This window comes from Marinilabilia salmonicolor JCM 21150, assembly GCF_000259075.1.
Taxonomy (GTDB): Bacteria; Bacteroidota; Bacteroidia; order Bacteroidales; family Marinilabiliaceae; genus Marinilabilia; species Marinilabilia salmonicolor.
Map to the genome: position 1 here is coordinate 175158 of NZ_AJKI01000040.1, position 13015 is coordinate 188172.

The 13015-nt window shown below is 45.2% G+C and carries 7 protein-coding genes; all 7 read right to left on the reverse strand.

What is annotated here, in order from left to right; genetic code table 11:
• Positions 1–363: 363 nt before the first annotated feature.
• Positions 364–1752 (reverse strand): arylsulfatase, encoded by a 1389-nt coding sequence (locus W7W_RS0117115; protein ID WP_148660846.1) that lies wholly within the window; start codon positions 1750–1752, stop codon positions 364–366.
• Positions 1753–1757: 5 nt separating this feature from the next.
• Positions 1758–5012, reverse strand: coding sequence for a glycoside hydrolase family 2 TIM barrel-domain containing protein (locus tag W7W_RS0117120; RefSeq protein ID WP_025006854.1), 3255 nt, complete (start codon positions 5010–5012; stop codon positions 1758–1760).
• Between the two features lie 67 nt (positions 5013–5079).
• A complete protein-coding gene (locus W7W_RS22425; RefSeq protein WP_010664896.1) occupies positions 5080–7644 on the reverse strand; it encodes a beta-N-acetylglucosaminidase domain-containing protein in 2565 nt (854 codons plus the stop codon).
• A gap of 24 nt (positions 7645–7668) precedes the next feature.
• Positions 7669–9204: a sulfatase-like hydrolase/transferase gene (locus tag W7W_RS0117130; protein WP_010664897.1), complete on the reverse strand. Its 1536-nt coding sequence runs from the start codon at positions 9202–9204 to the stop codon at positions 7669–7671.
• Between the two features lie 32 nt (positions 9205–9236).
• Entirely contained in the window at positions 9237–9899 is a 663-nt protein-coding gene (locus tag W7W_RS0117135) for a GDSL-type esterase/lipase family protein (RefSeq protein WP_010664898.1), read from the reverse strand.
• Positions 9900–9934: 35 nt separating this feature from the next.
• Positions 9935–11173, reverse strand: a complete 1239-nt coding sequence (locus W7W_RS0117140; RefSeq protein WP_010664899.1) for a glycoside hydrolase family 27 protein — start codon at positions 11171–11173, stop codon at positions 9935–9937.
• A 72-nt stretch (positions 11174–11245) separates the two neighbouring features.
• Entirely contained in the window at positions 11246–12829 is a 1584-nt protein-coding gene (locus tag W7W_RS0117145; RefSeq protein WP_010664900.1) for a sulfatase family protein, read from the reverse strand.
• Positions 12830–13015 lie beyond the last annotated feature (186 nt).

The following is a 13015-nucleotide window of genomic DNA, read 5'->3' on the forward strand; positions in this document are numbered from 1 at the left end:
TGATGGTTTGGACAAGCGTTTTTAAGATCATTTAGAGGCTGTCCAAAAAGTATAAATCACACCAAAAGTGTCATGTTGAGCGTAGCCGAAACATCTGTCATTCAAACAAACAGATTCTTCGACAAGCTACCAATAACAGATTTTTACAACAATCGGAAAGTCAGGGTTGTAATTGTTGGCCCCCATTCGGGGACCTGATTCCAATCTTTCAGCCTTACCCCGGGTTATCGACCCGGGGTAATTAAAATTTGCCCCTTTCAGGGACGAGCCAATTCTGTCATTTTTACATTATTCCCCAAACTTTTTTTGGGTAGGCACTCAGAAAGACATTAAAATTGTACTTTTTGGATCGCCTCTTCTGTATTATTCATCAATTGGTAGTTTAAAAAACAGCGAAGGTTCATGCGCTTCCTGCATGGCAGCGCTGATTTTGCTTAACACCTCCGGATGATTGACTGCAACATTATTGGTTTCTCCCGGATCGGTATCCAGATTATAGAGTTCAATGTTGCGGTTGCCACTGGCGAGATCATAGCGGACACCTTTCCAGTTACCCATGCGAACTGCCTGGCGTCCGCCCAGCACCGGGAACTCCCAGTAAAGATATTCATGTTTGGGCTGCTCTTTTCCGGTAAATTCGGGAACCATGGAGATGCCATCGGTATTTTTTTCCGGTTGCTTTCCTGCCAGCTCACAAAATGTGGGGTACATATCCCAGAAGGCTGAAATATGATCGGATTCACGGCCCGGTTCAATCACATTTTTCCAACGAGCAATAAATGGAACGCGGATGCCTCCTTCATACAAATCTCTTTTGTAACCGCGGAAAGGGCCGTTGCTATCGAAGAAATCGGGGTCGTTACCACCTTCCACATGGGTTCCGTTGTCGGAGGTGAAAACGACGAGTGTATTTTCATCCAACCCCAGATCTTTTAATAATTGCATCAGTCTCCCGATATCGCGATCCATGTGAGTTACCATGGCGGCAAATGCTGCACGCGGATGTTGCTGTTCCCCATAATGTCCTCCCGGAAATGGTTCCGGTTCCGGATATCGGTCGATAAATGGTTTCAGGTATTCGTCAGGCAGGCGCATTTCCGCATGTGGGATGGTATAAGCCAGATAAAGAAAGAATGTACTGTCCTGTTGCGACCGGATGTAATCGAAGGCTTTTTCTGTTTGCACATCGTGGCTATAGACTTTTTCCGGATATTCAATTTTGCGATCGTTTTCCCATAAATAGTCCACAAAATAGTGATGGGCGTGTCGCTGACAGTTGTAACCAAAGAAATAGTCAAATCCCATTTTTAACGGGTCACTTACCGATCCGGGATAGCCAAGGCCCCATTTCCCAATACAGGCCGTATTGTAACCTGCATCTTTTAGTTCGTGTGCCACTGTGCGGGTATCTGCCGGCATGGGTTGCTGTCCTTCGGGTTGAATCTCCCGATTTCCACGGACCGGGGCATGACCTGTATGCAACCCTGTGAGCAGGGAGCTTCTGGAAGGGGCACAAACAGTACTTCCGCTGTAATGGCTGGTAAACCGGATGCCTTCTGCAGCCAGTTGGTCGATGTTGGGTGTTTGAAATTTTTCCTGCCCGTAACAACTAAGGTCTCCATATCCTAAATCGTCTGCCAGAATGTAGATGATATTGGGCTTTTGAGGAGTCTTTTCTTTCGGTTGCCCGCAGCTGCTCATGGCCAGCAGGGCTATTGCAGCAGGAGCATATTTGAAAATGTTATTTTGCATGAGAATCATTTTTCTTTGACTTTTTGTATAAGTTGGTCCTGATCATTTGCTTCGACCGGAATCAGCTTGAAAGAATAGGTGTATTCTTTGTCCGGAGACAACCGGTAATTATCCAGTGGCTGTGCTCCCCAGCTGTTGATACCTCCCAAACCCCGTTGTCCGTAATCGATATTCCAGCGAATCAGGTTTCTCTCTTTTACCTGTGCAATGTGTTTTTGCTCCAGGTGAACAGGGCCGTACTCGTATCCTTCTCTTGCATCAAAATCAGCGGTGAGGTAAGGCATGGCAGTCATCTCAAATCCTTCACCGGGATGCTCTGCTGAGATGGCCATGAGTCCCACTCCTTTTTTATTGGTAAGGGCGGCCCATCGGACACCGGTTTTGTTTCCGTTTTCCTGCGGACGTTCGTAAGGCACCATCTGTTCTGCCGCTGTTGAGGAGTATAGCCCGACAAAAGAAGCTGCTTTTCTGTCCACATAGTTTTCCCACGGACCGCGACCAAACCAGGTGAGTTGATCGAATTCCCGGGGCAGTGTTAAGACCATACCCACTCTCGGGATGTCATTGTTTTCCGTAGCTGAGGCTTCCAGTTTATTGAGGAGCGTTACACTGCCATTGCCATGAATGGTGTAGGTAGTATGGAAACGGGTGTTGGCATCAGGCATATTCCAGACAGCAATGATCTGATACTCTCCCTTGCTGTTTTTCACCAGTTCTATGTTTTCAAGTTGTTGATTTTGGGTGGCCTTTTTCCAGTTGATGTTATTCCGGGGCATTCCCGCACCGAAGTCATTGTCGTTGGGGGCTCTCCAGAAATCTGGCACAGGACCACCATCGTTGGTCAATAGTTCGGTTTTGTTCAAACGATAGCTCTTTATTCTTCCGGTCGCTTTTTCGATAGAAAGCGTTACTTTACCGGCTTCAAAAACAAAAAGATCATCTGTCTCCTGTTGCTTAACATCATAAGCCGATTCGGTAATCTCCGGATGATCTTCTTTCCAGGGGAGTTTAAATTGTTCCCGGGCGACTAAATGCCCTTTGGGAATAACTCCATGTTTTTCACGAGTGGTTACTTCCAATTCAAGGAAATATTCAGTGTCTGGTTTTGGAGAAATGCCTGAAATGTCGAAAGTGACGGTTTCCCCCAGATGAGGAGGTGTTTTCATTAAGGGAAGGTCAACCTTTTTCAATGTTTTTCCGTCACTTTTAATGAAAGCCCTGATTTGATATGCGCTAAGGTTGGTGAAGTCATAACGATTTTCAACCAGTATTTTGGCCGTCTTGTCATTTAGTCGCAATGATTCAAAGGTAACCCATTCGTGTGCTTTTTTTGCTTCCAAAAGACCCGGCTGGGGGGATCGGTCTGCATTCACAATTCCGTTGAGCAGGAAGTTGCCGTCACTGGGCATGTTTTCTCCAAAATCGCCTCCAAAGGCAAATATCTCATTACCCTTGTCATCGGTTGTACGTATGCCCTGATTGACCCAGTCCCAGATAAATCCACCCTGTAATTGCGGGTATTTGTTGATGATGTCCCAGTAATCCTGAAAGTTTCCCATGCTGTTTCCCATGGCATGGGCATATTCGGAGGGGATGAAGGGCCGGTCGAGCAATTTTTCGCCAAACCATTCAAAAGTGGATGGACCCGGATATTGAGGAACAATGATATCGGTATTCCAATCGAAATCGAGCGCATAACGACTTCCAACTTCGGTACGTTCATACTGCACCGGGCGTTTGCTTCGGTCCAGTTCTTTAATGGCTTTGTAACCGGCATAGAAGTTGACCCCGTTACCCCCTTCGTTGCCCATTGACCAAATAATGACTGAAGGATGGTTCTTGTCACGTTCCACCATTCGGGTCATTCGTTCTACGTGAGCCTTTTCCCACAGAGGGTCTTTCCCCAGTGATTTTTCGCCGTACCCAAGGCCATGTGATTCAATGTTTGCCTCATCGACAATGTAAAGACCATGTTCATCGCATAATTCATACCAGCGCTCCGCTTGCGGGTAGTGTGCCAGACGAACGGCATTGAAATTGTTTTGTTTCATGAGCTCAATGTCACGCATCATGGTTTCTTCGTCCATTACGTGGCCTGTTTCAGGATGATGCTCATGAAGATTGGCTCCTTTCAGGGTGACGGGCACTCCATTGACGAGCAGCTGTCCTCTGGTGATTTCCACCGATCGGAATCCGATTTTACGGATAGTGGATTCCAGAACTTCTCCATTTTCATCATAGAGTTGGATGATCAGGTTGTAAAGATTGGGGTATTCAGCACTCCAGGGCTTGACATTGGCAATGGTGGCAGCCATTTCAACAGTGACTTCACTGTTTTTTGGAAGTTCTATCGATTGCTTTTGGGCAACCACCGGGTTGTTGTTTGTCTCTGTCAGTTCCATCCCAACCGTGATGTTTTTATTGGCATAAAGGTGGTTCCTGATGTCCACAAAAAGATCAAGTTTTCCTTTTTTGTAGCTTTCGTCGAGGTTAGAAACGACCTCGAAGTCCCGGATGCGTGTTTTTGGCTGACTGTAAATTTCCACATCCCTTTCGATGCCCGAAATGCGCCAGAAATCCTGGCATTCAAGGTAGCTTGCATCGCTCCATCGATAGACCTCCAGAGCGACAGAGTTTTCTTTGCCGGTCCTGACAAATTTGGTTATATCAAATTCGGCGGGTAGTTTACTCCCCTGACTGTAACCTACTTTTTCTCCGTTTATCCAGATGTAGAAAGCAGACTTTACTGCGCCCAGTTTAATGAATATCTGGCGGCCGTTCCAGTCGTGGGGAACTTCAAAGGTGCGTCGATAGGACCCCACCGGATTGTAATCGTGTGGAATTTGCGGTGGTTTGGGGCCATCCTTCATCTCTGTAATGGAAGTTCTTGGATCGGCAAATTCATATTGGATGTTTACGTAGATGGGAATGCCGAATCCTTCCACTTCCCAGTTGCCGGGAACTTTGATATTGTCCCAGTTGCTGACGTCATAGTCTTCCTGAAAGAAATTATCGGGTTTCTCAGAGGGTGACTTGGCGAAGTTAAATTTCCATGTGCCGTTTAAAGATTTCCGGAAGATAGATGGCTCTCCGCTCAAAGCCTTTTCTGCATCAGGGAAAGAGGTGAATGTAGCCCGTGCGGGCTCCTTGTTAATTTCCGTTACCAGAGGATTTTCCCAGTCCGGGCGTTCGTTGTTCTGTCCTGTTGCAGAGACAAGGACTGCGAACAAACCGATTAATAGAAATAGTTTATGTGACATTCGGTATGTATGTTTATTAATTGATTCTTTCATTTTGTTTTGGGAGCATTTGACTCTCCTGTAAAAGCTAATCCATTCCGTTGACCCAATAAATCTCGTGAATCTGGCTTTGTGATGGTTGATTGAAAATGGTGATGTTATCAATTATCTTCTTGTTCTCTTCCGATAGTTCGGAATAAAGGACTGATGAACCATCAACAAAATGTACTGTTGAATTTGCAAAATCGCCAAGAATCATCACCGATGTTACTCGTTTGTTCTCGGGCACTGAAATATTTATGGATTCTTCCGAAACCGGCATTTTGTAATATGAGGAGACAGTTTTGTCCGTCATTGCTTCCGGGCTGTTAACTCTTGAATCCTCGGGGATATCCACTTTAAACAGATCTGTTTTGAGAGCCACAGTTTTGGCAGAAATGTTCATGTAGCGAACAAATCTTATTTTATCCTCTTCCTCCAGTCGTGCCTGCATCGTTCCCTCGTTGTTGCGGGTATCTATCTTTTTCCAGTCTGTTCCATTTTTTGATCCCTGGATTTCACCGTATTCAGAAACTTCTTTATTTCCAAGGATGGCGTGTACATAATTGGCAAAGATACCTTCAGGGAGTTCGATACCTATGAAATCGCCTGGATTAAGCTTTATGATTTCCAGTATGGGGTTGATTTTAATGTATTTCCCATCCCGGGTGAGCTGAAGATTGTTCAGCGAGTTAATGTTGGTTATTGGTTTGAAGAAAGCTTCGCTGAGTCCTTTTGCAGCCGGTTTTTCTCCGGTGATTGAAGTATGAATTTCAGAAGCACGAAGTTGAAACAGGTTTTGGACAAAGGGTGTAAGAACAGTACTACCGGTGACGCATCCCTGTGCCCATGGATCCGGTTCTCCGGCTTTTTTCTGAAGCTTACTATAGGCATCCATTTGCCTGAACTGCCCAAGCATCTTATTCAGTTCTGCAATCCGGGTTTTGGAGGATTCATTGCTCGTCCGTAGGTTGTTGAGGAGTGTCGTTCCTGCTTCTCCAAGAGATTCAAATGAGTAGATCCAGTACTTTGTTTCTTCAAAAAAGGCCGGATGAGAATTTGGGAGTTCTTTTCTGAGGGTGGCGCCTGCCTCCTTTATTTTTTGAAACTCAGCGGTTATTTGATGGTGAGATTTTTGGGGAATGACACCGTCTTTGGCGTAAGAGTGCATAAACTCCTCAATGAAAGGACGGACGTTTTCCGATTCTTCCCGTCTGTAATTATGTGTGTTGGGCCCCTGGTCGCTGTTGTGCATCGCGAAGGTTATCATGGCTTCTGATGTTTTCGGGAATAGACGTTCAATCCCTTTTTTCCATGTGACTTCTGAATTAAAACCCTTCATGTTCCATGTATAGTCTGCCACTCCAAACAGTCCTATTTTTGAGGCCTCCGGTTTATCCATGGGATTGGAGGTGAACCCTGAAAGAGATCCCTGATTTTCTTTATCCAGCCCGTAAACACGGCCCAGCAGCAAACGGGTACGTACATAATCACTTACAGGCCAGTTCCACCAAATAAAAGGTTTTCGTTGGATTCTTTCAGTTATCCAATCTACACTTTCTTTGGTGATGTCTGCACAGACCGAGTTCCCGGTCCACATAATCCGTATATTCTGATCCAGTTCGCTTCCAAGTATTTGGAGGTAATCTCCTGATGACCAGGCTCTGTTGTACTGTGTGGGACACATGATTAATGGTGTAACATCCTGTTTTTTGCTTACAAACTCCTGATTCAGGTAGTTCAGCATTTTGGCCTGCATTTTGGCATTGGTTCCTTCCCCGCTGATGTCATCGAAGAAAACCGCAAATGACCGAACACCCATATTATACATCAACTCAAATTTTTTACGGCAGGCTTCAAAGTCATCGATGGTTCCATCTTCATCATCATCGGTCCAGTGAATATCGCGACCGGGGTGCACAGCCCATACATAATTTACATGGTTTTTTTCGGCTACTTTAACCAGCTCTTCAATTTCGCGGGCTTTTTCTTCCGGATAGGGTTCTCTCCATTGGTCTGAAAAACCGTGGTATGGATCATCTTTTGGGCCATAGATGTAAGTATTTAGCTTGTGCTTTCCATAGAATTCAAGTTGGCTTAATCGATCTTTATGACTCCAGGGTTCTCCGTAAAACCCTTCAACAGAACCTCTGAACGGGACATCCGGCCAGTCAGTAATTTCAATCCCCGGGATTTGCAATGGTTGATTTCCTGCCGGAACAATTTGTTTGATTGTCTGAAGTGCATAATAAAGGCCATCATAGTCGTGACCGGACAAAACAACGCTGTCTCCGGATAATTTAAGATAATATCCTTCCGGTTTTGACGGGGCGGATTTAATTGTATAATTTTTCGACTCTTCCCAAATTCCTGCAATAATGGTAATATTCAGATTTTTGAATAATTCCTGCAATTCTTTTGTAATATCCGGGGAAATGTCACTACTCAACTTCCAGGTGGTCTTTCCTTTCTCAGGAGCAAATTGATTTCCGGTGTAGGATGTTTCCTGTGGTGTTGGGAAAACATCAGGAATGTTTTGTCCAAAAATGGAAGCAGAAAAGAAAAAACTGACAGAGAAAATCAGTAATTGTTTTATTGTAATTGGATGATGCATGTGTGCAATATTTTTTAAGTATTATTATCTTTTAATGCTGTCGAGCCGGGTTTTTAAGTTGTTGACTATATCAGGATGTGTTTCTGCTATGTTTTTGATTTCCTGAGGGTCTTCTTTCAGATGATACAGCTGGGGCTCCAAGGTAAAGCCGGTTTCTATATTCACTCCCCAGGAAACCAGTTTACTTCCGTCCTTGGGAGCGATGTATTTGTAACCTTTTGTATCCAGGATGGAAAGGACTCCCTGGATAGCCTCCTGAATCACCCATTGACGTCCGATTTTGTCTTTCCCCGTGAGGGTGTTCCATTTGTTTTGTGAATCTATGGCCTGATTTTCGTTGAAGTCAGTTTTTGTGAAATGAGCAAAGGAGGCCAGCAGATCAATCTGACTGAATAAGGCGGTGCTTGTTTGACCTGCTTTAATTTCTTTGGGCCAGGAAACTATGAAGGGAACTTTGGTTCCTGCTTCAAAAGCACTGTATTTTCCACCTCTCAGGTTGCTGAACGGGTCGTGAAGTCCCAGATTCTCAGCAGCATTGTCTTCATATCCGTCATCAAGCACAGGACCATTGTCGGAAGAGAAAATAATTAGTGTATTCTCTTCAAGTCCTTTCTCCTCAAGTAGGTTCATCAATTGGCCCACCGACCAGTCGAGCTGGGCTATTGCATCCCCTCTGGGACCCTGGTCTGTTGTTCCCTGAAATCGTTCGTTCGGAACTCTGGGAACATGGATGTCGTGTGTGGAGAAAAGGAGGAAGAAGGGTTTCTCTTTTTCCTGCTCCAGAAATTTTTTGGTCTGTTTCAGGAAAGTATCTGCAAAGTCCTCATCCCGCCAGAGGGCTGATTCCCCTCCTGACATATAGCCTATTCGGCTGATACCATTGATGATGGTGTGATTGTGACCGTGCGACCATTGGTGTGTGAGTTTTTCCGGATTTTCTGTCCCGGTTGGTCGGTCTCCCACTTTTTCGCGAAAGCTTACTTCAATCGGATCTGATGAATCAAGATTTACCACATGGTGGTTTTCCACAAAAACAGTGGGAACGCGATCGCCTGTGGCGGGAATGATAAAGGAATAATCAAATCCGATTTCAAGCGGTCCGGGACTTATTTTTCCATTCCAGTCGGGGCCGTTTTCTCCTCCCAGCCCCAGATGCCATTTGCCAATCACTCCGGTGTGGTATCCTGCCCGTTGCATTACAGCAGGTAAAGTTTCTTTGCCCGGACGGATAAGGGCGGGTGCATCCCCCGGTGCAACGCCCCGGCCCGGTTTGCGCCAGGAATATTCCCCTGTCAACAAAGAAAATCGTGACGGGGTGCAGGTGGCAGAGGTTGCATAGGCATTGGTGAATTGTATGCCACTTTGGGCCAGTACATCAATGTGCGGAGTTGGCACTTCTCCTCCATAAATGCCAATATCTCCATATCCTACATCATCGGTGTAGATAAGCAGGACATTGGGTTTCGAAATATTGCGTGAATTTTTTTCCTGAGGAGCCTGAGGGGAACAACTCATTAATATTCCGGCGGTAATGGATGATATATAGAAAGTATTTTTCATGAGATTTGAATTCACTTGATAGTTTTGTGTTTTTAGAGGTACGGTGCAATAATATCTCTCCAAATCACATAGCCTTCACCCGTCAGATGAAGACCATCATTGGTGTATTTTTTATCCATTTTGATGCCCGATTCATCCACGAAGTGTGTGAACAGATCGATATAGGTGACAACCTCTTTCTGGGCCAGCAGCTTTAGCTTTTTATTGATTTCGGGAACCATTTGATAGCGGGAAGTATGGCCTTTAAATCCGGGAAATTCATCATTCACCGGCAGTACACTTTGCAGGAATAATTGTGTGGCAGGTGATTCTCTTTTAACGGCCTCAGTAATCAATTCAATGTTGCCGACAATGGAATCAACGGACAGTCCCCGGGCCACATCGTTAATGCCGATGAGAAGAAAAATCTTTTCCGGTTGACCTTTGAGAATGGCATCCAAACGATCATAAACTCCCATGGTAATATCACCGCTGATTCCTCGGTTTTTAACATTGGGATTGTTGAAAAGCTCTGCCCATTCGCCTCCGTCGGTAATGCTGTTTCCCAGGAAAACGATGTCGTTGTAGTCCACCGGGAGTTGCTCAAAAAGAGAAGCTCTCTGGTAGTAATAGGTGGAATATTTGGCTTCCTGAGCCTTTGTGTCTAAGGCTGAAGCAATAAACAGGAATAGGAGAAGATATTTAGCGTTTTTCATAGTCAGAGGATTATTTCAATACTTGTTGTTTCTTGTTATTGCGGTTTTTTCCCATTCTCGAACTGAAAAACATTAAAGGGAGGATTGGTGCCATCAATTTTCAATACGACTACTCCGTGGGGAGGGACGTCATAAGACAGGGTTGGTTTTCTTGTCAGGGAGGATGTAGTATGTTCCCAACAGTCCCTGACGGTGTAAGCCTCACCGGGCATGATGGCCACTTTTTCCAGTTCTATAGTTATGGTTTGGGTTTGGTTGGATCTGTTGAGTAAAGCCACGGCCACCTTGCCGCTTATTGTGGATAGCAGGGGGCGGGCCCAGAGTTCCAAGTCACCATGATCCTCCAGTTTCCGTGCCTGATAGACCAGCGGATCCTGGTTGATGGAAATTAATTCTTTATTGGTCAGAATCTCCAGTGTTTCATTCGACATTTTTGCAAGGTCGTTTCCTGCAAGTAAAGGAGAATTGAGCATACACCACATGGAGAAGTGGGTTTTGTCCTCTTCATAGCTCATGCCGCGTCCCACCTGTAGCATATCCATGTCGTTGACGTGTCCGGGGCCCGAATATTTCCAGAGGTCTGCATTTTTGTCCACAATGTGCATCACAGATTCGAAAGTATTGGTGATGTCTCCGGAGATGCGCCATGAATCAGCGGTTGTTAATGCCCATTTACCCGGGAACTCCCATCGGCAAATATTGTAAACCACGTCGGGACGGATGGAGCGAATCATTTTTCCCAACAGGCTATATCGTGTTTCTTCGTCGAGGTCGAGCCATTGTCCGCCGCACCAGTCGATTTTTATAAAATCGTACCCCCATTCTTTGAGCATCAGGTTTAAGTCGGCCCATTCGTGCCCATACAACCCCATGCCTGAGCCAATGGTGTCCTGATCCCAGTAGGAGGCACAGGTATTGATGCCGGCATCAGAATAGATTCCGGCTTTTAAGCCCTTTTTATGGATGTAATCGGCCAGTGCCTTCATACCTGAAGGAAACCTTTTTTTGTGTGCCAGAAGTCTGCCATTTTCATCTCGTCCGCCAAAAAATCCATCGTCGATGTTGATGTAGGAGTAACCTGCTTCCTTCATTCCCGAGGCGACCATGGCATCAGCCTGTGATTGAATAATTTCTTCGCTGATATTTACATGGTAGTTGTTCCAGCTCGACCATCCCATGATCGGCGTACGGGGTCGTGGCGTTTCCGGAGTTTGTCCGGAAATACAAACCGAGAAAAGCAGGGTTGCCAGAAGTGATGTGATGATTCGGATCATGTTATTGTAATAATGATGATAGTGAGGGTTTCACTTCAAGTGAAGCCCTCACTACTGATTTTGCTAAAAAGTTTATTCAGTAACCACGAGCTCTCCTTCAAAAATCCTCAATGCCTTTTGGTCATCGTATTTAAGCATCAGCTCTTTGAGTTGTTTCCTGAGGGAGACAATCTCTTCCTGATATTCAGGCGAATCGATGAGATTGTTTAATTCCCGGGGATCTTTTTCCAGATCATATAGTTCCCATTGATCGATGTCGTAATAGAAATGAATCAACTTGTATCGATCGGTTCTTATGCCATAATGTCTTTTTACCATGTGCTCGTTTGGGAATTCATAGTAATGATAGTAAAGGGCATCCCGCCAGTTTTTATCAGGCTTTGAATCCATTAACGGGAGCAATGATTTTCCGTGCATATCTTCCGGGATTTCAATCCCTGCGATGTCCAGAAATGTAGGCGCATAATCAATGTTTTGAACCATCTCCGGAATTTCTCCGGCTCTTTGATATCCTTCGGGGAAGTGCATCAATAGGGGGGTGCGGAATGATTCTTCGTAGATAAACCGCTTGTCGAACCATCCGTGTTCGCCCATGTAGAATCCCTGATCAGATGTATAAACCACCAAGGTGTTGTCCAGCAAACCTTCCTTGTCGAGATAGTCCAACAATTTTCCGATATTGTTGTCCAGGGAGCGGATGGTTGCAAGGTAGTCTCTCATATACCGCTGAAACTTCCATTCATTGAGTTCCTTTCCGGAAAGATTGGCCTGCTTGAAATCTTCAATAATAGGATCGTAGTGGTCATCCCAGCTTTTTTTCTGAGCATCATTCAGACGTGCATAGGCACCATGTCTGTATGCTTCTGACAACCTTGTCTGAATGTCTCCCTCTTTGTCAGCCATTTTAAGGTCATATACCACATCCATATCGTCGGTTCGGATACTCAGGTTTTGTTCCTGTGCGGCCTTGCGACCTTCATAATCATCATAAAAAGTCTCCGGCAGGGGGAATGTGGTGTCGGCAAACTCCTTCAGATGAGCCGTGTCAGGCATCCAGACTCTGTGTGCGGCCTTATGGTGCAACAAGAGACAGAATGGCTTTTCTTTGTTTCGATTTTCAATCCATTCAATTCCGAAATCTGTTGTCAGGTCTGTTACATAACCTTCGTGCCGTTTGTTTTCACCCATTTCAATGAAATCCGGATTGTAATAGGAGCCCTGACCCGGCAGGATATTCCAGTAATCAAACCCGGTGGGGTCACTTTTCAGGTGCCATTTCCCAATGAGAGCGGTCTGGTAACCGTTTTGACGCAGGATTTTCGGAAATGTTTGCTGGCTACCGTCAAAAGCTGTAGAGTTGTCGATCTGACCATTGGCATGGCTGTGTTTCCCGGTGAGCATGACTGCCCGGCTGGGGGCACAGATGGAGTTGGCCACAAAACTGTTGGAGAAGATGACTCCGTCGTTGGCAATTCTGTCCAGATTGGGTGTGTTGATGTATCGATTGTCGTAAGCACTCAGGGTCTGATAGGAGTGGTCATCTGTCATGATGAACAGGATGTTTGGCTTTTCCGGTTGTTTCTTCTGTTGTGGCTGACATCCGCTTGCTGCAAGGGATGCCAGTGCCAGTCCTGTTGTGAATATTGATGTTCTCATTGTTGTAAGTTGTATTTTGTTATTTTACGTTTAATAGTGTCCTAAATATTTCCCAAAAGGGATTTCATCCCTTAAACCCTGACCTACTTTCTTGTCTTGATACAAGAAAGTAGGCAAAGAAAATCAAGACTGAGCCAGCTTTCGCTCTAAAAACTACGGTTCTTTTATCGTAATCGTCAAAACTCA

Excerpts from the sequence above, each read along its gene's own strand:
- W7W_RS0117145 (WP_010664900.1), bottom strand. The coding sequence starts at position 12,829 with ATGAGAACATCAATATTCACAACAGGACTGGCACTGGCATCCCTTGCA.
- W7W_RS22425 (WP_010664896.1), bottom strand. The coding sequence starts at position 7,644 with ATGCATCATCCAATTACAATAAAACAATTACTGATTTTCTCTGTCAGT.
- W7W_RS0117140 (WP_010664899.1), bottom strand. The coding sequence starts at position 11,173 with ATGATCCGAATCATCACATCACTTCTGGCAACCCTGCTTTTCTCGGTT.
- W7W_RS0117130 (WP_010664897.1), bottom strand. The coding sequence starts at position 9,204 with ATGAAAAATACTTTCTATATATCATCCATTACCGCCGGAATATTAATG.
- W7W_RS0117120 (WP_025006854.1), bottom strand. The coding sequence starts at position 5,012 with ATGTCACATAAACTATTTCTATTAATCGGTTTGTTCGCAGTCCTTGTC.
- W7W_RS0117115 (WP_148660846.1), bottom strand. The coding sequence starts at position 1,752 with ATGCAAAATAACATTTTCAAATATGCTCCTGCTGCAATAGCCCTGCTG.
- W7W_RS0117135 (WP_010664898.1), bottom strand. The coding sequence starts at position 9,899 with ATGAAAAACGCTAAATATCTTCTCCTATTCCTGTTTATTGCTTCAGCC.